General features: G+C 45.9%; 24 protein-coding genes. 12 read left to right on the top strand and 12 right to left on the bottom strand.

Translation table 11 applies throughout. The annotated features are described in order from the left end of the window. Positions 1–155 precede the first annotated feature (155 nt). A complete protein-coding gene (locus tag ACTHMC_RS02745) occupies positions 156–1,217 on the bottom strand; it encodes a hypothetical protein (protein WP_440410600.1) in 1,062 nt (353 codons plus the stop codon). Positions 1,218–1,346: 129 nt separating this feature from the next. Next, complete coding sequence (locus ACTHMC_RS02740; protein WP_440410598.1) at positions 1,347–1,733, bottom strand: acyl-CoA thioesterase; 387 nt, start codon at positions 1,731–1,733, stop codon at positions 1,347–1,349. Between the two features lie 170 nt (positions 1,734–1,903). Between ACTHMC_RS02740 and ACTHMC_RS02735 the strand changes: the two genes are divergently transcribed. Both ACTHMC_RS02735 and ACTHMC_RS02730 read left to right on the top strand, forming a co-directional pair. Further along, positions 1,904–2,086 carry a DUF3606 domain-containing protein gene (locus ACTHMC_RS02735; RefSeq protein WP_440410596.1) on the top strand — a complete coding sequence of 61 codons (183 nt, stop codon included), beginning with the start codon at positions 1,904–1,906 and terminating at the stop codon, positions 2,084–2,086. Positions 2,087–2,110: 24 nt separating this feature from the next. Next, positions 2,111–2,407, top strand: coding sequence for a hypothetical protein (locus tag ACTHMC_RS02730; protein ID WP_440410594.1), 297 nt, complete (start codon positions 2,111–2,113; stop codon positions 2,405–2,407). Positions 2,408–2,482: 75 nt separating this feature from the next. Here the strand turns inward: ACTHMC_RS02730 and ACTHMC_RS02725 are convergent, their stop codons facing one another. After that, a complete protein-coding gene (locus tag ACTHMC_RS02725) occupies positions 2,483–3,061 on the bottom strand; it encodes a YciE/YciF ferroxidase family protein (protein ID WP_440410592.1) in 579 nt (192 codons plus the stop codon). 130 nt (positions 3,062–3,191) lie between these two features. Next, entirely contained in the window at positions 3,192–3,461 is a 270-nt protein-coding gene (locus ACTHMC_RS02720) for a SemiSWEET family sugar transporter (protein ID WP_440410590.1), read from the bottom strand. A gap of 297 nt (positions 3,462–3,758) precedes the next feature. On the opposite strand from ACTHMC_RS02720, the gene ACTHMC_RS02715 reads away from it, so the two are divergent. The 7 genes from ACTHMC_RS02715 to ACTHMC_RS02685 all read left to right on the top strand — a co-directional run bounded on the left by ACTHMC_RS02715 (position 3,759) and on the right by ACTHMC_RS02685 (position 13,145). Next, complete coding sequence (locus ACTHMC_RS02715; protein ID WP_440410588.1) at positions 3,759–6,548, top strand: glycoside hydrolase family 2; 2,790 nt, start codon at positions 3,759–3,761, stop codon at positions 6,546–6,548. 36 nt (positions 6,549–6,584) lie between these two features. Beyond that, the gene (locus ACTHMC_RS02710) at positions 6,585–8,738 is read left to right on the top strand and encodes a DNA topoisomerase 3 (RefSeq protein ID WP_440410586.1); all 2,154 of its coding nucleotides are present in this window, start codon (positions 6,585–6,587) and stop codon (positions 8,736–8,738) included. A gap of 67 nt (positions 8,739–8,805) precedes the next feature. Then, entirely contained in the window at positions 8,806–9,030 is a 225-nt protein-coding gene (locus tag ACTHMC_RS02705; RefSeq protein WP_440410584.1) for a hypothetical protein, read from the top strand. Positions 9,031–9,222: 192 nt separating this feature from the next. Further along, on the top strand, positions 9,223–9,828 hold the full coding sequence (locus tag ACTHMC_RS02700; protein WP_440410583.1) for a hypothetical protein: 606 nt from the start codon (positions 9,223–9,225) through the stop codon (positions 9,826–9,828). Further along, positions 9,825–10,133, top strand: coding sequence for a winged helix-turn-helix domain-containing protein (locus ACTHMC_RS02695; RefSeq protein ID WP_440410581.1), 309 nt, complete (start codon positions 9,825–9,827; stop codon positions 10,131–10,133). Before ACTHMC_RS02700 ends, ACTHMC_RS02695 begins: the two co-directional genes overlap by 4 nt. Positions 10,134–10,199: 66 nt before the next feature. After that, positions 10,200–11,465: a hypothetical protein gene (locus ACTHMC_RS02690; protein ID WP_440410580.1), complete on the top strand. Its 1,266-nt coding sequence runs from the start codon at positions 10,200–10,202 to the stop codon at positions 11,463–11,465. A gap of 21 nt (positions 11,466–11,486) precedes the next feature. Then, a complete protein-coding gene (locus ACTHMC_RS02685; protein ID WP_440410578.1) occupies positions 11,487–13,145 on the top strand; it encodes a serine hydrolase domain-containing protein in 1,659 nt (552 codons plus the stop codon). Between the two features lie 8 nt (positions 13,146–13,153). Here ACTHMC_RS02685 and ACTHMC_RS02680 read toward each other — a convergent pair whose 3' ends face one another. Then, the gene (locus ACTHMC_RS02680; protein ID WP_440410577.1) at positions 13,154–13,819 is read right to left on the bottom strand and encodes a response regulator; all 666 of its coding nucleotides are present in this window, start codon (positions 13,817–13,819) and stop codon (positions 13,154–13,156) included. Positions 13,820–13,823: 4 nt separating this feature from the next. After that, entirely contained in the window at positions 13,824–15,455 is a 1,632-nt protein-coding gene (locus ACTHMC_RS02675) for a tetratricopeptide repeat-containing sensor histidine kinase (protein ID WP_440410575.1), read from the bottom strand. Between the two features lie 621 nt (positions 15,456–16,076). Between ACTHMC_RS02675 and ACTHMC_RS02670 the strand changes: the two genes are divergently transcribed. Continuing rightward, on the top strand, positions 16,077–17,090 hold the full coding sequence (locus ACTHMC_RS02670) for a hypothetical protein (RefSeq protein ID WP_440410573.1): 1,014 nt from the start codon (positions 16,077–16,079) through the stop codon (positions 17,088–17,090). Here the strand turns inward: ACTHMC_RS02670 and ACTHMC_RS02665 are convergent. From ACTHMC_RS02665 to ACTHMC_RS02650, 4 genes are read right to left on the bottom strand one after another with little or no spacing between them, the layout of a single operon-like run. Then, positions 17,084–17,284 (bottom strand): hypothetical protein, encoded by a 201-nt coding sequence (locus tag ACTHMC_RS02665; protein WP_440410572.1) that lies wholly within the window; start codon positions 17,282–17,284, stop codon positions 17,084–17,086. The two genes, ACTHMC_RS02670 and ACTHMC_RS02665, sit on opposite strands and share 7 nt — an antisense overlap. A 2-nt stretch (positions 17,285–17,286) precedes the next feature. Continuing rightward, positions 17,287–17,577, bottom strand: a complete 291-nt coding sequence (locus tag ACTHMC_RS02660; protein ID WP_440410570.1) for a hypothetical protein — start codon at positions 17,575–17,577, stop codon at positions 17,287–17,289. Then, positions 17,571–17,963 carry an ATP-binding cassette domain-containing protein gene (locus tag ACTHMC_RS02655; protein ID WP_440410568.1) on the bottom strand — a complete coding sequence of 131 codons (393 nt, stop codon included), beginning with the start codon at positions 17,961–17,963 and terminating at the stop codon, positions 17,571–17,573. Before ACTHMC_RS02655 ends, ACTHMC_RS02660 begins: the two co-directional genes overlap by 7 nt. Beyond that, complete coding sequence (locus ACTHMC_RS02650; RefSeq protein ID WP_440410566.1) at positions 17,960–18,295, bottom strand: hypothetical protein; 336 nt, start codon at positions 18,293–18,295, stop codon at positions 17,960–17,962. The genes ACTHMC_RS02655 and ACTHMC_RS02650 overlap by 4 nt, the downstream gene beginning before the upstream one ends. Before the next feature lie 264 nt (positions 18,296–18,559). On the opposite strand from ACTHMC_RS02650, the gene ACTHMC_RS02645 reads away from it, so the two are divergent. Together ACTHMC_RS02645 and ACTHMC_RS02640 are read left to right on the top strand one after the other, a co-directional pair. Further along, the gene (locus ACTHMC_RS02645; protein ID WP_440410565.1) at positions 18,560–18,778 is read left to right on the top strand and encodes a hypothetical protein; all 219 of its coding nucleotides are present in this window, start codon (positions 18,560–18,562) and stop codon (positions 18,776–18,778) included. A 1-nt stretch (position 18,779) separates the two neighbouring features. Continuing rightward, entirely contained in the window at positions 18,780–21,221 is a 2,442-nt protein-coding gene (locus ACTHMC_RS02640) for a prolyl oligopeptidase family serine peptidase (protein WP_440410563.1), read from the top strand. Between the two features lie 46 nt (positions 21,222–21,267). On the opposite strand, the gene ACTHMC_RS02635 is transcribed toward ACTHMC_RS02640, so the two are convergent. Both ACTHMC_RS02635 and ACTHMC_RS02630 read right to left on the bottom strand, forming a co-directional pair. Further along, positions 21,268–21,954, bottom strand: coding sequence for an SH3 domain-containing protein (locus ACTHMC_RS02635; protein WP_440410561.1), 687 nt, complete (start codon positions 21,952–21,954; stop codon positions 21,268–21,270). Positions 21,955–22,051: 97 nt separating this feature from the next. Then, positions 22,052–22,837 (bottom strand): helix-turn-helix domain-containing protein (locus tag ACTHMC_RS02630; protein ID WP_440410559.1); only part of this gene is annotated, 786 nt, incomplete at its 5' end.

Genomic DNA, 22,837 nt, shown 5'->3' with positions numbered 1-22,837 from the left:
CTGTGTCGCAGGAGGCCACGGCATATCCGTCACTCGCAGGGACGCATGCGACTGCTCACTGTGTAATGGCGATATCCCATTTTAGTCGGCCCCCGTTGGCATAAAAAAGGCCGTTCCGGAGAACGGCCACGCCATGATTTATTATGTTCCGGTTCTTAGTTGGATAATTGCTTTACCACACCACCTTTTCCGTTTTCCTGGAATGTGATATAGAGGGTACCTTTATAATTGATGATGGACGTGTAATAACTGCCAAGGCCGGCATCGGATAATTTTGTCCAGCTGCTTCCATTGAACCTTTTCACTTCAATGGGGCTGTTGCCTTTGTTCACATGATAAGCAACTACGGGACTGTCCTGGGCATCGAGCGTCATGGATATATTATCATTGTAGCTGTCGAATACTGGCTCCCCCACTTTTGTCCATGCTTTGCCGTCGAATTTGTTGACCAGGATCTTTCCATCCCAGGTGTACTGGTAGGCCACCACAGGATGGCCTTTACTGTCGAGGCTCATATTGATATACTTCCCTTCCTTATCTGATGCGGGAGCGCTTCCGGTGAGTGTCCACTTTGTGCCATCAAAGGATTTTACGGTAACTTTTTTCCCGTTTTTGGTATCTGCGTAGCAGATCACAGGAACGTTGGTACTGGTGAATTTGAGCGTGATCTCATCACAGGTGGATTGATCCTGCGGGGAAGCCAGTTCCACCCAGTTGTTGTTATCAAGCTGCATTATGGCCAGCTTCTGGCGTTTGTAATCAGCGAATGCACAATAAAGTTTATTGTTATTGTCGAATGCCAGGGTGATATCATTCACGGAGCCGGTACTGATAGCATCTGGTCCTACAGCTACCCATTGTTTGCCATCGAATTTCTCTACCCACGCTTTTTCTCCGGTGGTTCCTTTTTTTACGCAACGGTACGCTACATAAGGAATGCCTTCCTGGTCAGTTGCCAGATCAAAGATGGGAGAGTGGGTGCCTGTGAAATCAGGTTTGCCTACCTGTGCCCAGCTTTTTCCGTCGAATGATTTTACGTTCAATCCATTCATGGTATTGTCATACGCCGTGTATGCCTTACCGGTAGTGGTTATTGATAATGCAATCTTGTTGTTGCGGGTAATTGGATCGCCCAGAGGCTTCCAGTCCTGGGCAGTAGCTGGTCCGGCGCTCAGGAGGATCATTGCCAGGCTGGCTTTGTAGAAAACGTTTTTCATAAAAAGAATTTTGTGACTCCAATGTATATACAGGAATATTGCTTTGCAAGCATGCAAGGCACAATCATGTATGGCTGTCACAAAACCGATTACGAATCATAGAATGGAGGCGGTGAATGACGCCTTCATTTATACAAGAATGCGTGTTGGCTTACTGTTTTCGTCGAGCGATACCAGTGTAAAGATCCCGTTGACCACCTTTTCCCTGCCATCTTCATGGAGGTGTTCCAGGAAAACATCCACTTCAATTTTGATACTGGTATTACCCACTTTATGTATGCGGCCGACCAGTTCCACCATAGTGCCGGCAGGTATCGGCTTTTTGAAATCAATTTGTCCGCTGCTGACCAGAACAAATGTCTGCCGGCAGAAGCGGGTGGCGGTCATGAAGGCGGTTTCTGTCATCATCATGATCACCCTGCCGCCGAACATGGTATTGTGGTGATTGAGGGAATCCGGGAAAACAACTTTAAATACGTGAGTTTCAGATTGGGCAATCCTTTCTTCTCTTGTCATTTGGCAAGTGGTTGATTGTTAGCTAATGTTTCAGGGTAGCAGTTGATGCTGCCAGCGGATGAAATTAACCATATGGGATGAGATTTACAGATTTTTCCTCAAAGTTGGTGGAAACCGGGCTTTTTTACGCTGGTACAGCTATTGCAGGAATTCCTTTAAACTTATTTCCCATGTCAGATAATAAACAGAATACGGGCAAACAGGATGATATCCGGGTGGATGCCAAAGACCCATCCGAAGTGGAATATCTGCATCGTCAGTTCCCTGGCAAAAGCCATGAAGAGATCAGGCAGGCCATAGAAAAGGCAGGTCCATTAAGAGTGAATATTGTTGCCTATTTACAGCGTAATTAATTACTAACCTTCTAATCATTGTATATGCAGCAAATGGCGGTTGATGAAAAATCAATTGTGAAGATCGATTACACATCTGCCGATCTTCCATTTTCAGTACGCGAGTTCAGGCCTACAGTGTATAGCGACAGAGAAGGTTATAATTGTCTCCTGGGCCCGGATACCGAAAACGGTATATTCGGCACCGGTGTGAGTATCCGGCAGGCAGTGAATGACTGGGACCGTTCTTTTTCAGAAAGGCTGCTCCAGGCAGACCCGGAAGATGAAGTGGTTCAATATATCCGGGATACCAGAGCCATCCACAAGAAGGATGTTTGGTAATGATCTCTTGAAATATAGTAAATGGATAAGGCCGGCGTTTGCCGGCCTTTCTGCTAAATTCCTTCAGCATCTCAATCAGGCTTCTTCTTCTACTTCTTCCTCCTGTTCTGCTTCCCAGTTAATATTGTTTTCAGCGATGGAAGTGAGTAACAGATCTGTTTCTTTTTCTTCTTCGAGTGTAGTTTCCAGTACATTGGCCACATCCGCATTTCCCATGGTCCTGGCCAGTTGCACCAGGCTTCCGTAGGTGGCGATCTCATAATGCTCCACTTTCTGGCAAGCCACAATAATAGCCACATCCCTGGTCATACTGCCTTTCTCCGTTGACTCCACTGCTTCTTCTCCCTCTTTAACCAGACCTTCCATCGCTTCACATTTCTTACCCTGGGCTTTTTTGCCAAGGAGCTGAAACACTTCTTCGAGTCTTGTAATTTGTTCCCTGGTTTGTTCGAGATGCGTATCAATGGCCGTTTGCAGTTGATCTGTGGTAGAAGCCCTTTTCAATTTTGGAAGGGCTTTTGTCAATGCTTTCTCTGCCCAGTAAATATCTTTTAATGCATCATGAAAATATTTTTCCAGTTGAGAATTTCCTTTTGCCGCGCCGGCTGATACAGCAGCTTTTTTGTTTCTGGCAGGCGATTTAGTTTTTGCCATAGCTATAAGTTTATAGCATTGATTTCAAACTACATGCCATGGGAAAATAAAAAGGATGAAGCTTGCCGTAACAGTTGGCTTCCCTTGAAAATCAGCACCAGACTGAGTTTTGTAGAAGTTGTTGCACAAATCAACTGTTTTTGGATCCTTTATATTTCAGGGACATTACTATGGTTGCAATGTTGAGTAAGAGTGAAACGATATTGGAAATAATGATGATCAGGTCTGATTTGAAGAAACCGTAAGTGATCCATAAAATATATCCGCCAAGCAGAACCATCATCATGCCAAGGGACAGGTGATCAGCTTTTTTCTCTTTGATTATTTTGATGAGTTGGGGCAGTAAAGAAACACCTGTGCAAATACTGGCCACAATCCCGATGATTTGTTCCATTTCCATGGCATTACTGGAATTTATACTGCTCGCGGAAAAAAATATGCCAATGCGGCCAGAGCGGGTACGATGCCTGAGCTTCGTAATAATGTCCATTTTTTCCATAAAATGATCCATTGATATAACCTCGTTTTCAATGATCTTTATCCCTTCAGTCTGGCAACTACCAGCTTATTCCCCGCTCGTGTCTCAGATTACAGGCAACACAGGCCCGTGATCAGGTAGGATTATACCTGTCAGGACCATCGCCTTCTCTTTGCGATTCCCTATTTTCATAAGTTTACATTTAATTCAATTCAAAGCATGCAAGGTTTCAGCTTTATGGAAAATGATCGCGGAAGTGTAAAACGGGCATTTAAATTCCTGGCCGCAGGTATGGCATTGCTGTCATCAGTATTGTCGCAATCTTCATATGCTCAGCAGATACTCTTGAATGGCATGTGGAAAGTGCAGCTGGAAGACAGTCTTCATCCGGTGTATACCATCAAGCTTCCCGGTACCCTGGATGATGCGGGAATCGGTAAAAAAAACATGGAGAAGCCTTTGCTGAATATCGCTTCACTGGGCCACCTGGCCCGGAAAGTGAGTTATACGGGGAAAGCTCATTATTCAAGGACAATCCGTATCCCTTCCGGATGGAAAAATAAAAATATCATCCTTAGCCTGGGCAGGGTGATCTGGAGGTCGGAGATCAGCATCGACGGAGTGAAAATTCCTGTTTCGCAGCAATCCCTGGTAACAGAACATGTATATGATCTCACCGGCCGGTTACAGCCAGGCAGGCAGCACCAGCTCACCATCACAATCGATAACAGTGATTTGTTTCCTGAGATCAATGCCACTTCAAAGAGATATGCCAGTGAAGACAGCTACGAAATGGCGCATGCCTACACCAACCATACACAGATCAAATGGAATGGAATCCTGGGATATATTTCTTTGAAAGCAAAACCCGCATTGTCTTTGATACATGCAGACATTACGCCGGAATGGAAAGAAAAGCAACTGCGCATCAGGTTTTCCATCAATAATCCATCAGGTAAACCATACACGGTGAAAAGTTACGTGATCGATCCGGTCACCAAAAAGAAATGGACAGTTTCCACTAACAACGAACAGGATAAAGGAGAAAGTTTTGAAGCAGGCCTGCCCATGGATCCCACTGCAAAACGCTGGAATGAATTCTCTCCCAAACTCTATCAGCTGATTACAATCTTACAATCTGCTGATGGGAGCGACACGCTCAGAACGGCTTTCGGTCTGCGTGATCTCACAGTGCAGCACAATGATCTCTACCTGAATGACCAGCGCATCTTCATCCGTGGAAACCTGGAATGTGTGATCTTTCCGCTTACCGGTTACCCGCCCATGAAAAAGCAGGAATGGCTTGACCTCTATAAAAAGGCGAAGGATTTTGGGTTGAACAGTTTCCGTTTTCACAGCTGGTGCCCACCCGGCGTGGCTTTTGAAGCCGCAGATGAAATTGGGTTTTATCTGCAGGTGGAACTTCCGCACTGGAGCCTTACTGTGGCAAAGGATCCCGCCACTTTCAGTTTCCTTAAAGATGAAGCAGCCCGCATCCTGGGTCAATATGGCAATCACCCTTCCTTTCTCTTCTTTTCAATGGGTAATGAACTCGAAGGGAATTTCGATCAGCTTAATGCATTGGTGCATGAGCTGAAAGAAAGGGATGGCCGGAGGTTATATACCACTACCAGTTTTTCATTTCAGCAAGGGGTTACAGGTATCCCTCAACGTGAGGACGATTTCTTCATAACACAATGGACAAAAGACGGATGGGTGCGTGGACAGGGAGTGTTCAATGATCAGTCGCCCGACTTCTCCAAAGATTACACCGCTACTTCTGCCATCATCAAAATGCCGGTGATCTCCCACGAGATCGGTCAGTATTCCGTATACCCTGATCTTTCTGAGATAGCGAAATATACCGGCAATCTTGTTCCTCACAATTTCATTGCCATCAAAAATGACCTGGCAGAAAAAGGACTGTTACACAAAGCACCGGAATTCCTGTATGCTTCCGGTAAACTGGCCACTCTTTTATACAAAGAAGAAATAGAGCGTGCCATGAAAACCAGGGGCTTCGATGGTTTCCAGTTATTGCAATTGCAGGATTTTCCTGGGCAGGGGACTGCATTGGTAGGTCTACTGAATGCTTTCTGGCAACCGAAGGGATTTGTTTCCGCTGCTGCATTCAAAGCATTCAATAATGCACTCACACCGCTGATCCGTTATCCCAAAGCGGTTTACCTGAATAATGAAACTTTCACGGCAGAGGCAGAACTTGCAAACTTCTTCCAGCCATTGAAGCAGGCGGCAGTTGAATGGAATATCCGGAATGATAAAGGAGTATTGCTCGCCAAAGGCGTTTTTGAAAAACGGGACTATCCTGTTGGAAACGGGCTGAAAGCGGGGACGATGCAATTTCCATTGCAGGAAATTTCCACTGCCGCAAGGCTTCAGGTGGAGCTGCGTGTGAACGGGACTGCTTTTCATAACAGCTGGAATATCTGGATATATCCTGCTGACCTGCGTTCAACAGCAGATCATGTTCTGGTGACAGGATCTTATGAAGAAGCGAAAGCTGCACTTGACAAAGGAAAGACAGTTCTATTATCGCCACCCGTGGATACCATAAAAGGCATCACCGGCAGGTTTGTTCCTGTTTTCTGGAGCCCGGTGCATTTTCCTGATCAGCCAGGTACCATGGGGCTGCTCATTAAATCAAAACATGCTGCGCTCCGGAATTTTCCGACAGATACCTACACGGACTGGCAATGGTGGGACCTCACTAAAAAAAGCAAAACGCTGAAACTGGATTCAATACCGGATAAAGCCGTGATCGTACGTGTGATCGATAATTTTGTGACCAATGGAAATCTTGCGAATCTTTTTGAAGTGAAGGTGGGGAAGGGAAGACTGATCTTCTCCGGTATGGACCTGATGACCGATCTGGATAACCGCCCGCAGGCAAAGCAACTGCGGTACAGTTTGCTGGAATATATGAAGAGCCCTGCGTTCGGACCATCCGTGACGGTTACAACAGAATGGATAAAACAATTACTGAAATAAGCGGAATTCCCGACATTTGCCCTCTTTTCATCCACTATGAAGGTTTGCATTGCGGAAAAGCCAAGCGTAGCGCGGGATATTGCGGATGTGATTGGCGCCAAACAACGTAAGGAGGGGTATTATGAAGGCAACGGGTATCAGGTCACCTGGACCTTCGGGCATTTCTGTACCCTGAAGGAGCCGCATGATTATACGGAACAATGGAAATTCTGGCGACTGGAATACCTGCCCATGATCCCGGCCAACTTCGGCATCAAGCTGATTGAAAATGCGGGTGTACAGAAGCAGTTCAAAGTGATTGAGACCCTGGTAAAACAATGTGATGAAGTGATCAACTGCGGTGATGCCGGCCAGGAAGGAGAGCTCATCCAGCGGTGGGTATTGCTCAAAGCGCAATGTGCCGTGCCTGTGAAGAGGCTCTGGATCTCATCCCTCACAGAAGACGCTATCCGCGAAGGTTTCCAGAAACTGAAAGAATCCGAACAGTACAATAATTTATATGCAGCGGGCAGTGCCCGCGCTATCGGGGACTGGCTGCTGGGCATGAATGCCACCCGCCTTTTCACTAAAAAGTTTGCCCAGGGCAAAACCGTGCTGAGCATCGGAAGGGTGCAAACGCCCACCCTGGCAATGATCGTGGCCAGGCAAAAAGAGATAAATGCATTTACATCGGAAGAATACTGGGAACTGAAAACCATGTACCGCGATGTGGAGTTCACGGCAACCATCGACCGGATCAAAGTGCTTGACAGGGCGGAAAAAGGACTGGCCTATCTGAAAGAACATCCTTTCGAGATCACCAGTTTTGAAAAGAAAGAAGGTAAAGAGGGAAATCCCCGTCTCTTTGACCTCACCGCCTTGCAGGTGGAAGCCAATAAAAAATATGCATATTCGGCAGATGATACTTTGAAATATGTACAGAACCTGTACGAGAAAAAACTGGTTACTTACCCAAGGGTAGATACTACCTATCTGTCAGAAGACCTGCATCCGAAAATTGAAGGGATCATGAAAGACCTGACGCCTTATGCGGTCCTCACTGCCCCGGTGCTGGCCCAGCCGATCCCCAAATTAAAGACTGTATTCGATGATAAGAAAGTGACCGATCACCACGCCATCATTCCTACCGGCATCTTTCCGTCAAACCTCGGACCTGAGGAGAAGCGGGTATATGACCTTATAGCGCGGCGCTTCATTGCGGCCTTCTATCCTGAGTGTAAGATCTCCAATACCACCGTGCTCGGGAAAGTTGGGCAGGTGGCTTTCAAGGTTACAGGAAAGCAGATCCTGGAGCCGGGATGGAAAGAAGTATATGCCAATGATGTCAGTGCAAAAAAAGAAGGGGACGAGGAAGAAAAGGAAAAGATCCTGCCCGTTTTTACAGCAGGCGAAACCGGTCCGCATACACCAAGGATACACCAGGGTAAGACCTCCCCTCCAAAAGCCTTTACCGAGGCCACTTTGCTGCGCGCCATGGAAACTGCCGGCAAACAGGTGGATGATGAAGAGATGCGGGAACTGCTGAAAGATAACGGCATCGGGCGGCCTTCCACCCGCGCCAATATCATTGAAACACTTTTCCGCCGGAAATACATCGAAAAAAAGAAGAAGAATATTTTTGCCACTCAAACGGGTATCGATCTGATAGATACCATTCAGACGGAATTACTGAAAAGCCCTGAACTAACGGGGATCTGGGAGCGAAAATTACGGCAGATAGAAAAAGGCGAGTACGCGATGGAAACCTTCAAGCAGGAACTGATCCAAATGGTGATCGATCTTACCGCAGAGGTAAAGACGGCCAATTACAAGGTGATCACCATTGCGCCCGAACAGCCTGAGAAAAAGGAGAAAAGCGAAAAACCAAAGAAAGAAGACAAATCCAAAGAGCCTAAAGATGCCAAAGAACCGAAAAAAGCGGTAGCCATCGATGAACAGCAATGTCCGAAATGTAAATCACATCCGCTCCGCAAAGGCAATACAGCCTATGGCTGTGCCAATTTCAGTGTCTGTGGATTCAAGGTGCCTTTTGAGATATTCGGAAAGAAACTCACGGATAAACAGATTGCCGATCTGATTGCCAAAGGCAAGACCGGTAAACTGAAGGGGTGGAAAATACCGGGCAGTGAAGTGGAAACAGAAGGCAAGCTGAGTTTCAACAGTAATTTTGAATTGATCATAGAACAGTGATCCCGGCCAGAAATCTCCAGGCTACAAAGGAGGAAAGAAGAGCATAACTTTACGATAAACAAGCAGTATGGAAGACTTTGTAATTGTAGTGAACCGCATAGAAGAGCTGCAGACCATCCGCGATGTGCAGGAGCTGGAACTGATTTTCGAGAAAGCAAAACGCACCATCATTGGCGGGCAGGAAGTGATCCTCGTTAGAGAGAACAGGGATGGGAGGCAGGACAGATTCCAGTCTTTTTCCAATGAGCAGGACTTTGAAGAATACCGTAAGCAGGTATTCCGTTATTTATAGCGCCCACGCCGCAAAACTCTGCACTTTCCTGATTGCTGCCATCCATGCTCAGCCTGTCTTTAAGGGACAGACCCTTTTAAAACCGGATTTTCCCCCGCCGGTCCAGAACTTTCCCGGATACAATAAAAAATGGCATATCTGCTTGCTAAATCAAGGATTTTACTTTAGCTTTGAAATTCAAAGTACTTTCAAGTGAAAAATGAACGGGAATATATTCAGGACATAACGGAGATGCGGTCCATGATGGAGCGGTCTTCCAGGTTTCTGTCGTTATCCGGGCTGGCAGGTGTGATGGCGGGTATTTACGCCCTGGCCGGTGCCTTCGTTGCCTGGTATATCCTGGACTTTGAACCTGGTGAAGATATTGCGGCCGGTGACCAGATACAATCGTTGGTGCTGACAGGATTGATTGTGTTGGTACTGGCCCTCGGTACGGCCTTCCTGCTTTCCTGGAAAAAGGCTGGCAGGATGCAGGAGAAATTCAGCAATCCGGTAGGGAAGCGGTTACTGGTGAATATGGGCGTGCCGCTGGTTGCAGGTGGACTGCTGGTGCTGATCATGATGGCGAAAGGAATGACGGGGTTCGTTGCACCGTTCACTTTGCTTTTCTATGGCCTCGCACAGTACAGTGCCGGAAAGTTTACCTATGCAGAAATGAAAAGCCTGGGACTGATCAATGTGGGGCTCGGACTGATTGGTTCTTATTTCACGGAGTACGGACTGCTGCTATGGGCGCTGGGGTTTGGCGTGGTCCATATTGTTTATGGCATTTACATGCATTACAGGTACGAAAGATGAAAATATCCATCGATGGTTTACATAAAGCATTTGAGCACAGGATCAGGTTGGTAATCATGTCGGTGCTGGCCGTGAATGAGATGCTTGACTTCAATGCCCTCAAGGATTACCTGGATATAACGGATGGTAACCTGGCCAGCAACCTGAAGGCTTTGGAAAAAGAAGAATTCATCGGAGTGGACAAATCATTCGTTGGCAGGAAACCAAATACAAAATATTATATGACGAAGGCAGGTAAAAAAGCATTCGACGATCACCTGAAAACACTGGAGCAATTACTCAATTCAAACAAGACAAAACCCTAAAAACCCATTTTTTTTGTCCTTTTACTTTGAAATACAAAGTTCTTTCAAAAATTTTAAACAAGCATTGTGAATCAACTTATAACCATTCATATGAAAGAAGAGATCCTGGCTAACCAACATGATCCCGCAGCGCTGGAAACGCTGTACAGATCCGACAAACCGGCTTTCAAGCGCTCCTTCAACCTGCTGTATCCCGGCCTGCAGAACAATTCCCTCCTGGGATTCTGGCAGGCAAGGCTGAACTATACCGGCACAGCTGCTGCACCTGATCTGCGCCACGACCTGCTCTTTGTGATCATCGCTTCCGTGATGGCGGCACTCGTGGCGAAACTGCCTGTCATCTTCGGGTTGAATGAAGAGCCATTTTACATGCGTAATGTTGGCTTTATCGTTTTTCCTTTTCTTACGGCCTATTTCGCCTGGAAGCATAAAGCAGGAACCGGCAAGATCCTTTTCGTAACAATAGCGATGCTGGCCAGTGTTGTGTATATCAATTCGCTCCCTGATGTAATGGAACACGACACCACGCAACTGGCCTGCATTCACCTGCCGCTTTTTCTCTGGTCATTGCTCGGATTTGTATTTGGTGATACAAACAATCAGCCGGGAAAAAGACTGAATTTTCTCAGCTACAATGGCGACCTGCTGGTGATGACCACGCTCATCCTGATTGCAGGTGGGATCCTCACAGCTGTTACCATCAATCTCTTTTCCATGATCGGAATCCAAATAGAAAAGATCTATTTTAATTATGTGGTAATAACCGGACTTTCTGCAGCCCCCTTGCTGGGAACTTACCTGGTACAATCAAATCCGCAGCTGGTTGGAAAAGTATCGCCTGTTATAGCCAGGATATTCAGCCCGCTGGTACTGGTAATGCTGGTGGTATTCCTGGTAGCATTTGTTTCCAGGAGCAAGGACCCTTTCAATGACAGGGAATTCCTGCTGCTCTTCAATGTGCTGCTGATCGGGGTAATGGCCATCATCTTCTTTTCCATCGCAGAAGCATCCCGGCATGAAAAGACAGCGGCAGAGATCTGGATACTGTTATTACTTTCTGTTGTTACCATCATAGTGAACGGCATCGTGCTTGCCGCTATCCTGTTCCGCATCTCTTCATGGGGGCTCACACCAAACAGGCTGGCAGTACTGGGTGGAAATGTATTGATCCTGATAAACATTTTACTGGTGACCCGGCAATTATACCTGGTGGCCTCGAAGAAAAAAGAAGCGGGCGATGTGGGAATTTCCATTGCAGCTTATCTGCCGGTGTACGCAGCCTGGGCCATCATCGTCACTTTTCTCTTCCCCATTATTTTCGGATTCAGATAGAACCTCAAAAAATTGCAACAGATGAAAAATATATTTGCCAAAGCCGGCATGCTGCTTACCCTATCACTGATCTTCTTGCATCATACCAGTGTTATGGCGCAGGACAAGCTCACAGAGATAGATAAGATCTTCAACTGGACCAGCGAAAAAGCACCTGGCTGCGTCTGTACAGTCTCACAACATGGCAAAGTGATTTTGAACCGTGCCTACGGAAGTGCTGACCTGGAAAGGAAAGTGCCACTCAGTGTCAATTCGGTCTTTGATGCAGGCTCTCTTGCCAAGCAGTTTGTAGCGGCCGCCACCTTATTGCTGGTGGAAGAAGGAAAGCTTTCTCTCACTGAAGATATTCATCAGTATATACCTGAATTACCTGATTATGGTTTTAAGATCACGCTGGATCATTTACTGACGCATACTTCCGGCATCCGCGACTGGACCGGCATGATGCCGATCACCAATGGTGATCCCGATGCACTGAAACTGGTGATGCGGCAACGCGGCCTGAATTTTGCCCCCGGTGACGAATGGGATTATTCAAACAGCGGTTATGTATTGCTGAAAGAGATCATTGCGCGGAAAACGGGGAACAGTTTTGCTGCGTTTGCGAATGCCAGATTATTTGAAAAACTGGGCATGAAGAGCACCAGTTACAAGGATGATCTGCGGGATATTATTCCTGACAGGGCACTTGCCTATGAAAAGAAAAATAATAACTGGAAGATGATGATCCTGATGGATAATGACCGCGGCGGTGGTGGTGCTTTGATGAGCACTGCGAGTGATCTGGTAATCTGGAACGATGCAATTACAGATGCACGTCTTGGTAAATTCGTTACCGCTAAAATCCAGGAACCCGCAACACTTAACAACGGGAGAGTACTGGGGTATGGACGTGGACTTTTCCTGGATAGCTACCGCGGTGTGAAAGAGATCTGGCATAGCGGCAGTGCTGCAGGTTACAAAGGCTGGCTGGGCCGATATCCTGAACATGGATTGAGCATTGCCATCTTATGCAATTCAGGTGATGGCACCAACCGCATGCAGTTTGCTCATCGGATTGTTGATTTGCTGGTCGATGCGGCAGACCTGAAAGACCAAACAAAAAATATTCCCGGTGAAATAACAGATAGTGCGGCACTCGCGGCTCTTGATCTGAAATCAAGGGCAGGACTGTATTTTAACGACAGGACAGGCGAGCCGGTACGGATACAGTACGATGGAATTAGACTGCGGATAGCCAACGGACCTGCCCTGGCTGCAATTGGTAAAAACAGATTCAAAAGCGTGGGTGCGATAGTGCAGTATATGTCGCAGGATGAATTTGAACTGAATTTTGTATCAAAAGACCTGATCGAGCTGAAGTCGATGGAAGGATTGGTCACCACGCTCCATCGTGCAAGGATGTATGCTCCATCAGCTGATGAGTTGCGCGCCATGCAAGGCCGGTATGCAAGTGATGAGATTGGTACTGCATTCACAGTAACGGCGGGTGACGGCATGCTGATCATTCAACTGGAACATACTCCTGAAAAGAAACTCCCATTTAAACCGGTTGACACTAACGCTTTTCAGGGAGGGATGATGATCATCAGGATGCTGAGGAATGATAAAGGAGCGGTTACAGGATTTGAATATGGAAATCCGGTTTTGAGGTGGGTGAAATTCAGGAAAACGGAATAGGAACTTCATCATATAAGCGCCAGACTCTGGCAATAAAGCACCAGTTGCTGATTATTGGAAAAATCGAATTTCTGTTTCATCAGGTTGAGGCGTTTTTCAACACTGCTCAATCCAGAGGGCTTTATTTTGTTCTCTTTTAAGTAAGCCGGGATATCTTTCTGCATCAATCCGTTTGCCAGTAGTGAAATGATAGTGATATCGAAGTCAGAGAAATCGTGGACATTCTTTTGATTGATCAGCTGCATCAGGTGCCGTGGAAAATACCGCTGATTGGCTGCGATGGTTTCTATTGCTTTTTTCAATTCTTTGGCATCATTCCGGGCTTTCCGGACAAAACCGTCTATTTCGTATTTCTGGAAAAGGTTTTCAATCATATAGGGATTGCTTTCCGCAGAAAATACAAGCACTCTTAAATCCGGCTGCACTTTCCTCACCGCAGCGATAAGCGCTTTCCCTCCGTCTATCTTTTGCGGTACCTGGTCTTCTTCAAAATAAAGATCAGTAATAAGCAGATCATAGGAGTTGCCTGTGTTCAGCGCATTTCCAACTTTTGAAAAGGCATCGTCACAATAATAAACATAATCGATATGTCCGATCTCCAACTCTTCCAGCGTTTTCTGAATGGAAATATTTGAGCTTTCATGATCTTCTGCTATGAGTACTTTTTGGATCATACTTTCAGTTGATTGGGATAATAATCCGGATTCTTAATCCTTTTGTTTCGGTTTTCTCAAAAGTAAAGCTGCCTCCCAAAGCAGAAATACGGTTTTCCGTATTTGACAATCCATTCCCGAATTTAAATTGCGGAGGAAGGCCAATGCCATCATCCTGGTACCGGATCATCAACTGATTATTTTGTTTTTCAAATCTGATCACTACGTTACGGGCCTGGCTATGTTTTTTCATGTTGATCATGAGGTTCTTCAGGATATGCTCCAGCTCTTTCCGGGCATGAGGCTTCAATTTGTTCCATAGCTCTTTGTTATTACCGGCGGTGACTACCCTTGTATCAGCAGTGGCAAAGGATGCGAGCATTTTACTGGCGCTTTCATATATATCCTGATTCAGATCGGCAAATTCATAAGAAATATCGCGGGATTGTTCATAGAGCGAATCGATCTTATCCAGCAGGTCATCTTTGTCAATTTGTTCTTTGTGCTGAAGTTCAGTGATAACACCATAAAGACCATTGGCAACGATATCATGTACTTTCCGGGATGTTTTGAGTTTCAGCTCTTTCATGCTCCGTTGCTTCCTTTTCCGGTACCGGTTGAAAAGAAAACCTGCCAGAAGGAGGGTTCCTGAAATGATTATCCATTGCGAGAAGATCTGTATTCTTTTTTCTGTGTTGTCTTTTTGCAATACCAGGTTGTCAGCCTTGCTCTTTTCCGTTTCATACCGTACCAGTGCAAACTGGTTACGGGCGCTGTCGCGGGCTGTATGGATGCTGTCGTTCAGAAACTGATAGCGAAAAAAATATTGTTTTGTAGAAGCAGGAGGACTAAGCCTGATCAGCTTTTCAAGGGCTTCCACCTGGTCGGACGGGCTTTTGATCTTTTGGGCAACAGCGTACATTTTTTTTGCATAGATCAGGGCTGAATCCGGGTTTGATCCTGTGTAGAAATCGGAAAGATGTGAGTAGCTGGCATTGAGGCCCCAGTCATCGTTGAGCGATGTTCTGATCTGCATTGCCTGCCAGAGCTCCGGAGCGGCCTGATAACCGGAATCGTTCAGCCAGCTGGCATTGGCAAGATTGGAGATCACACGGGCATAATCATCCTGTTTCAGTTTTTGCTTTTCTATTGCCCGGTAAATGGAAACAGCTTTGGCAAATTCATTTTTGCCTTTGTAAACGAGGGCGATATTGTTCAGAGCAGTATTTTTTTCGCTTTCGCCGATATTGATTTGTAATGCAAGATTAAAATATCTTAATGCGTCATCATAATATTTCAGATTGAGCATTGAAGTTCCCAGTCCAACATAGGTAGACATCAGGCAATACTGATCGCTTTGTTTTTGTGTATTGAGATATTTCAATGCGGAAAGCGCTGATTCCTGAGCACCGAAATAATCTCCGGCATCAGACTGGATACAGGCCATCAGGTTGTAGGACATGGCAATGCTCAGACTGTCTTTTGATTCCGAAGTCACTTTAGTCAGGTAATAAAAGGCAGAATCGGAGTTGGCCAGAAAAAGGGATTCTCCCTTGAGATAATCTGGTTCGTATTCGGGCTGGGCTGTTTTGGGATGTTCTTTGCAGGCAACAGGAATGATAGCCCAAGTAAGCAGCAGCAAGGTTAAGGTTCTCAAAAATGGTAATTTGACTTAAATATAAAAAAATATATATCTTAATGCCAATCTCGTTTTTGAAAAAAAGAAAGACAGGAATAAATCCTGCCTTTCCGTTGATGATTATGGTCTTGGAGGCCTGGGCGGAATCCGTCCTGGTTCGCCACCGGTATCATCCATAGTTGTAACCTGTCCCTGATTGTTATTACAGTGCGTAGTGGTCTGATCCGGGCATACGAAGGCCCAGAATAATGCTAAGATTATTGAAAGCATTTGCTTAAAGTTTTAAATGATGGATTAATCCGGCATCCGGGGCCGGATGCGAGGCACCGGTGCCGGGAAATAGTCGGGTAAGAAGCGCTTCTTACTTTTTTTGGGAAGGATGGAGCATTGAATACGGAAGCCTTTTAGTCGCTTCCCAGGCCGTTTTGAAAACTTCCGTTCTCGCAGCTCACGGAGAAATCAATTCTGTACAGAGGACCTCTTAGCTTTCGAGGTGTTTGTTGATTCCGGGATCAAAATTATTGCGGGTAAGAGGCGGATTGGTAAACAATTCCAGTAATTCCGGTAATTCTTACGGTATTCCGGAAAAGCTTTTACAATTCCATTTTAAACGATACACTCACCTTAATTTTTCGGAAAATGTTTGCCCGTTACAGAGACCTGGTATTACAGGATTATGAAAAAAAGAAGGCTGCCGGGGTACTCCCTGACAGCCTGGTCAATCCTACACTTGCCGGTTTGAGAGACCTGTGCATGACTATTTGCAGAGATAGATTTGATGTAAAGGATGAATCTGATCTTAAAGAGTTCTTTGGCAAAGGGGGCAATGCAGGAGTTATTCTGGAGGCGATAGATAGAATAGAAATTGGGAAATTCAAACCGTTGGAAAACCTTTTAAAGAAAGGAACCAGAAAGCCAGATCGAAAGGTAATCAAGCTTTTAGCCTGGTTGATCGACTTCAAGGGCAGGCCATATGATTATAATAAGAAGTATGAAGAAGTTGAACAGGAAGCCGGAACGATTCCGGAAACGGATCAGGAAATCCTGCCTGCTGCTGAAAATCCGGCATCTGTAACAATCCTGGAAACCGGATCAGTAGAATCCGGATATTCCAGAAATTCCAGCTGGAATAATAAAGGGAATCACCCGGTAGATATAATGAAAGTTGAAATAAATCAGAAAGTTTTTACCAGTGAAATGATGGGAAATCATGTACGCAGAAGTAGTTTAATAAAAAAATGGGAATCGTTTATCTCTTCCAGAACAGCTTTATTATTGCTCTTTCTGTTACTGATCTCTTCTGTTGTCATCTATTTTTTTTCAGGGAAGAGTGCTTCGGCCGGTGGTTGTATGTATTGGGCAGGGGATCATTATGAACCGGTCTCCTGTCAACCGCGTATGGGAGACACTGTTGTTGTAGCGCTTGATTCCCAGAAACTCAAATACTTTAAAAAGATCAATCAGCCTGAAACTATCACTTTTGAATCGATCGGGCAGATCTGGTATGTAAAGTACAGGAACAATATAGAATATTATACCAGCCATGGCTGGCGCCCGACTGAACCCAGGATAAGATTGAAGCCGCTCTCTCCCTATATGTATGAAAAATATATATTACCACTGCAGCAAACAGGCAGGGTGTCCGATCAATGATTAGTGTTTTCTTTCTTGAAGACCTTTTCAATCAGGGTTGTCTCTCCCTGTTGATCGGTTATTGTAAAAAAGAAGAGCAGGTAGATCAATCCGATGACCACAGCGCCGATAATGCCGCCCGCCCAATACTTCAACCGGGGCGGCATCTGGCCGATCCTCTTCCTGATGAGTTGATTGAAATTGTTGTTTTGCATATTTAACTGCTGAGCTCCAGCTGGTTCTTGATGAGTTGAAAATAGATCCCCTGCTTTTCTACCAGTTCATGATGCGTGCCCTGTTCAGCAATCATGCCTTCATCCAATACCACTATCTGGTCTGCATTGCAGACAGTGCTTAGCCGGTGCGCAACGATCACTACTGTTTTCCCTTTATAGAAATTATCCAGGTTTTCCATGATGATATGTTCATTCCTGGTGTCGAGTGCATTGGTGGCTTCATCAAAAAACAGGTAATCGGGGTTCTTGTACACCGCACGGGCAATCAGCACCCGTTGCTTTTGTCCCTGGCTGAGGCCATTGCCTTGCTGCCGATCATGGTGTTTGCCTTCAAAGCCAGCGAATCTATATAATCCCTGATATTTGAAACGAAGACGGCATTATCGAATTTCTCCTGGTTGAATACTTCATCGGACTCTGAAATATTATTGGCAATGGTGTCGGAAAAGATATAACCATCCTGCAATACGGCGCCGCAACTCTCCCGCCATTGTTCAGAAGGGATTTGTGAAAGGATTGTATTCCCTATCCGGATACTTCCCTGGTCTGGTTTGTAAAAGCCAAGTAACAGTTTTACCAGGGTGGTCTTGCCGCTACCACTAGCCCCTACAATGGCGGTGATCTTTCCCCTGGGAAGTGTCAATGAAATGTTTTTCAATACATCATTGTTGAGTGCATTGTACCGGTAAGAAATATTGCTGATCTCGATATCCGGCGGATCACCGTATCTACCTGCAGGTAGTTCACATGTGATGCACGTATACTGATGTTGAGACCGGTTACCTGGAATACAGATATGCCATTACTATCGGTAACGTATAGTTGTTTTTTATTACTGTTATCTGTGACTTTGATGATCAGTGTGCCATAGGCAACAGGTGTCTTCCTGACGATCTCTATCAATTGTATACTGATCGTCTGTTGTGTAAAGGCAATAGAACTGATTAAGCATGACACGAGCAGTGTCAGCCAGTAGGTCTTTTTATGCATGGCGACAAGGTTTCCGGTCCTTCACCGGACTGGTAATAATGGTTCGTCAATCAATCATGAATTGACGCAAGCTGAAAGTTGATGAAAACAAACTAACCTGGCGAAAGCAGGTTCAATGTGAGTCATGGCTAAAAGAGAAACGAGAGATGTGCTATCGTGATTTATAATTGTGAAAGGATACTGGAAGTGGAACGAAAAGTCTTCATGGGTTGGAGAAATTACTTTGCGTTACGGATATTTACTAAAGTTATACAAACTAAATATATGTTGCAACAATTAAGTAATAAATATTTTTCGAAACCCGCTACTGGTGCGGGTTTTGCGAAATGTATAAATGCGGCAGCCGCATTTTTGAAAGGATGGTTTTTCGGTTTTTTCACATGGAAATCCAATCCGCTGTCATCAAATTTCTATTTCTGCACAGGATTTTTCATAGCTTGTCGTCCAAGTTGGTATCCATTTGAAAAAAAAATTTCTATATAACATGAGAAAACTGCTGCTGATCCTTAGCCTGTTCACTTTCTCTACCTGCTTTTCCCAGGATGAAGGTTACAAGACACCACCCAAAGAAATTGCAGACCTGCTTCTCGCGAAACCCACTCCTTCTGTAAGCATCAATGCAAACGCAAGCCGGATGCTGTTGATGGAAAAAAACAGTTATCCCTCGGTGGAAGAGCTTGCGCAACCCGAACTGAAGATCGCGGGGCTCCGTATCAATCCCAATAACTTCGCTCCCAGCCGTCAGAATTTCATCAACAACTTCATCATTAAAGATATCACGGCCAATAAAGAATACCAGGTAACAGGCCTTCCTGCAGGTATGCTGGCAGGCAATGTAAGCTGGAGCCCTGATGAGAAGAAGATCGCATTCCTCAATACTACCAATAAAGGAGTGGATCTTTATATAATCGATGTATCCTCACGCAAGGCTGCTAAAATGAACAGGCAGCCACTCAATGTGATTACCGGGCAGGAGTATTCCTGGATGGATGATCAGACCATCCTGTACAAAAACATCCTGCAACCAGCCTCGGCGGCACCGGTGAAATCACTGATGCCATCCGGTCCGGCCATTCAGCAGAACCTTGGGAAAACGGCGCCCAGCCGTACTTACCAGGACCTGATCAGATCCCCATACGATGAGCAGTTATTTGCTTTCTATGCCACGGCACAACTGGTAAAGAACGTGAACGGAATTGAAACGAAGATCGGCAAGCCTGCTATTTATTCTTCTTACAGTCTATCGCCTGATAAAAAATTCCTGCTGCTGCGCACCATCAACAAACCGTTCTCGTACCTGGTGCCTGCATCGGGTTTCAATGCAACAGTGAGTATCACCGACCTCACCGGTAAACTGGTGAAGCGGATCGCAGACATACCTTCTTCAGAATTATCCCCATCTGGATATGACAATGTATTGAATGCCCCTCGCGGATTCGACTGGCGCGATGATGAGCCGGCAACACTTACCTGGTGCATGCCGCTTGACAGTGGTATTTACAAAAGCAGGACTGATTTCCACGACCAGGTTTTATCACTCAGCGCGCCATTCAGCAGTGAGCCCAGGGAGCTTTTCAAAACTACCTGGCGCTTCGGTGGCATCAGCTGGGGCAACGCAGATTTTGCTTTGGTATCAGAGCGGCTGCAAAGCAGACAGAGCGGGCGCATGAGCCGTTATAATCCTTCAACCGGACAGCTCGAAATGCTGTGGGAGCGCAATTCAACTGATGCGTATGCAAATCCCGGTACACCTGTAACGGAGAAGAATAAATATGGAAGGCCTGTGATCAAACTGGTGGATAATGGTACTAAAATGCTCATGAACAACCAGGTTGGCAGTTCTCCGAAGGGAGATCTTCCCTTCCTCGCAAGATTTGATCTGACCACAAAAAAGAATGAAATTCTCTGGCGCAGCCAGCCCGGAACTTACGAGGCTGTAACAGAAGTGCTGGATGCTGATAAGCTGGTATTGCTCACCCGCCGCGAATCGCAGAAGGATATGCCGAATTATTTTATCAAGAACCTGGTACTGCGGATCGCTGATCTGCCCATCACAAATTTCGCGAATCCTTACCCGCAACTAAAAGGCATCAGCAAACAAAAGGTCACGTACAAGAGAGCGGATGGGGTAGATCTGAGTGGTGATCTCTATCTTCCTGAAAATTATGATCCTCAGAAAGACGGCAGGCTGCCGGTATTGATCTGGGCCTATCCCCGTGAGTTCAATTCGGCTGCTGATGCGGCGCAGATCCGTGGCTCACAGGACCGTTTTACCATGGTGAGCTATGGCGGACCGGTATTCTGGGTTACCCAGGGATATGCAGTGCTGGACAATGCAGAGATGCCCATCGTGGCAACTGACACCAGCAAAAAGCCCAATGATAATTTTGTAGATCAGCTGAGGATGAATGCGGAAGCGGCCATCGATAAACTGTGGGACCTGGGAGTGGGCGACAGGAACCGCGTGGCCGTAGGCGGGCATAGTTATGGGGCTTTCATGACAGCTAACCTGCTGGCACATACGAATCTGTTCAAAGCTGGCATTGCAAGAAGCGGTGCATACAACAGAAGCCTCACACCATTCGGTTTTCAGAATGAAGACCGCACTTACTGGCAGGCACCTGAGCTGTATGCAGGAATGAGCCCTTTCAGTTATGCCGATAAGATAAAAACTCCGCTGTTGCTGATCCATGGAGAAATGGATGATAATCCCGGTACTTTCCCCATTCAGAGTGAGCGCCTGTTCAATGCCGTGAAGGGGCATGGAGGCACAGTGCGTTTTGTGAGCCTGCCTTACGAAGCCCACGGGTACAGGGGAAAAGAGAACCTGTTGCATATGCTCTACGAACAGAATGCATGGCTGGAGAAGTATGTGAAGAATGCAGGAAAGAGTAGTGCAACTGATGGCAGAAAAAAAGGTTTCTGATCAATGCATAAAAAAACACCTTCAGTTGGCAGCCTGAAGGCATTTTTTATTCTCCATACGTCGTTAATTTTTCACGGAATACACCCTTCTCCACTTTCAGCATCACCATATAATTACCGGCGCCTTCACTGTTCACCGACTCGATATACAGGATGTCTTTCCGGTGATCATACTGCACGCGGGTATTACTGAGTGATGGCTCAAACAGGTTGCTCAGCGCAACTGCCGGAAGGTTTGTTTTTCTGTTCCCGATCTGGATCTGAATGGATTTGTACTCGGAAGTGGGCATGTAACCATCAACACCCCAGCCGTGCTTTCCATTGATGCTTTCCAGGTATGCGGGATTGTCCTTACTGTAACAGAGTTTGTATTTTTCTTTATTGAAAGGCTGTGTGCTTACCAGCACTTTCACTGAATCTTTCTGACAAAGTACATTGTGTGCATCATCCTCAATAATAGGAATAGTATTGTAGCCGGCAATGATCTTTACACGGTCATTGAAAATATAACCGGTCTGCTGTTTCCCGTTTTTAGTGAAGAGAATATTTGTCCAGTTACCATTTGCCTCCAGTAGATAAACCAGGTGGCCGTTCAAAAGTGGGGTGATAACATTATTTCCTGAGCTGGGGGATTTCCGGACATTCGCATATCCGTCCTTGTCAGATACATATGCAAACTGAGCATGCGAACGGGAAATTCCCGATAGCAGGATGATCAACAATAGGGGGCGCATTTGGGCTAGCGTTTAGGGTACCCCCAATATTACATTTTTTTTGGAGGAACAGGATATAGAAAATATTGAAATATGCTGTAGTAAAACTTCTATAGCATCAGTTCAGCATCCTGTATTCATTGGGGGTAAAACCAACCCTTTTCTTGAACAACCGCGTGAAATGCTGTGGGTACTTGAATCCCAGCTCGTAGGCAATTTCGCTTACGGACTTGCTGGTATCAAAGATCCGCTCTTTGGCCAGGTCCATCAGTTTGAGCTGGATATATTCCTGGGCGGTCTTTCCACTTTCTTTTTTTACCAGGTCTCCGAAATAATTGGCGGATAAATGGAGTTGATGCGCAAAATAACCCACAGAAGGGAGGCCTTCCGTTTGAGGCTTGCCGGTCTGGAAGTATTCGTTCAGCAGGCCCTCGAAACTGGCCAGTGTTCCTTTATGGGCAGTATCGCGGGTAATGAACTGCCTGTCGTAAAACCGGGTGCAATAGTTGAGAAACAATTCAATATTGGATACGATGAGGTTCCTGCTGTGCTTGTCAACACCGCGTCTCAGCTCCATATCGATGCGCCGGAAACAATCCACAACGATCTGTCTTTCCTGCTCGGAAAGGTGCAGGGCTTCATGTACGTCATACGAGAAGAAATTATATTGACCGATATTCCTGCTCAGGCTGGTGCCGCGGATGAGGTCCGGATGGAATACAAGGGCGAATCCCTGCGGTTGGTAGGGCACACCTGTATTCTCGAATCCGATCACCTGGCCAGGGGCCACAAACACGAGGGTGCCTTCCTGGTAATCGTAATAATTTTTCCCGTACTGCATATCGCCGCATTTAACATCTTTCAGGAATACAGTGTAAAACCCGAAATTCACACGACCGTGCTG

The sequence above is a fragment of the Pseudobacter sp. genome, from assembly GCF_051955275.1.
In the GTDB taxonomy this organism is placed as follows: Bacteria; Bacteroidota; Bacteroidia; order Chitinophagales; family Chitinophagaceae; genus Pseudobacter.
The sequence above is the reverse complement of the archived record's forward strand: the minus strand, read 5'-3'. Positions and strand labels throughout refer to the sequence as shown.

Excerpts from the sequence above, each read along its gene's own strand:
- ACTHMC_RS02745 (WP_440410600.1), bottom strand. The coding sequence starts at position 1,217 with ATGAAAAACGTTTTCTACAAAGCCAGCCTGGCAATGATCCTCCTGAGC.
- ACTHMC_RS02740 (WP_440410598.1), bottom strand. The coding sequence starts at position 1,733 with ATGACAAGAGAAGAAAGGATTGCCCAATCTGAAACTCACGTATTTAAA.
- ACTHMC_RS02735 (WP_440410596.1), top strand. The coding sequence starts at position 1,904 with ATGTCAGATAATAAACAGAATACGGGCAAACAGGATGATATCCGGGTG.
- ACTHMC_RS02730 (WP_440410594.1), top strand. The coding sequence starts at position 2,111 with ATGCAGCAAATGGCGGTTGATGAAAAATCAATTGTGAAGATCGATTAC.
- ACTHMC_RS02725 (WP_440410592.1), bottom strand. The coding sequence starts at position 3,061 with ATGGCAAAAACTAAATCGCCTGCCAGAAACAAAAAAGCTGCTGTATCA.
- ACTHMC_RS02720 (WP_440410590.1), bottom strand. The coding sequence starts at position 3,461 with ATGGAAATGGAACAAATCATCGGGATTGTGGCCAGTATTTGCACAGGT.
- ACTHMC_RS02715 (WP_440410588.1), top strand. The coding sequence starts at position 3,759 with ATGCAAGGTTTCAGCTTTATGGAAAATGATCGCGGAAGTGTAAAACGG.
- ACTHMC_RS02710 (WP_440410586.1), top strand. The coding sequence starts at position 6,585 with ATGAAGGTTTGCATTGCGGAAAAGCCAAGCGTAGCGCGGGATATTGCG.
- ACTHMC_RS02705 (WP_440410584.1), top strand. The coding sequence starts at position 8,806 with ATGGAAGACTTTGTAATTGTAGTGAACCGCATAGAAGAGCTGCAGACC.
- ACTHMC_RS02695 (WP_440410581.1), top strand. The coding sequence starts at position 9,825 with ATGAAAATATCCATCGATGGTTTACATAAAGCATTTGAGCACAGGATC.
- ACTHMC_RS02685 (WP_440410578.1), top strand. The coding sequence starts at position 11,487 with ATGAAAAATATATTTGCCAAAGCCGGCATGCTGCTTACCCTATCACTG.
- ACTHMC_RS02680 (WP_440410577.1), bottom strand. The coding sequence starts at position 13,819 with ATGATCCAAAAAGTACTCATAGCAGAAGATCATGAAAGCTCAAATATT.
- ACTHMC_RS02670 (WP_440410573.1), top strand. The coding sequence starts at position 16,077 with ATGTTTGCCCGTTACAGAGACCTGGTATTACAGGATTATGAAAAAAAG.
- ACTHMC_RS02665 (WP_440410572.1), bottom strand. The coding sequence starts at position 17,284 with ATGCAAAACAACAATTTCAATCAACTCATCAGGAAGAGGATCGGCCAG.
- ACTHMC_RS02650 (WP_440410566.1), bottom strand. The coding sequence starts at position 18,295 with ATGCATAAAAAGACCTACTGGCTGACACTGCTCGTGTCATGCTTAATC.
- ACTHMC_RS02645 (WP_440410565.1), top strand. The coding sequence starts at position 18,560 with ATGTTGCAACAATTAAGTAATAAATATTTTTCGAAACCCGCTACTGGT.
- ACTHMC_RS02640 (WP_440410563.1), top strand. The coding sequence starts at position 18,780 with ATGAGAAAACTGCTGCTGATCCTTAGCCTGTTCACTTTCTCTACCTGC.
- ACTHMC_RS02635 (WP_440410561.1), bottom strand. The coding sequence starts at position 21,954 with ATGCGCCCCCTATTGTTGATCATCCTGCTATCGGGAATTTCCCGTTCG.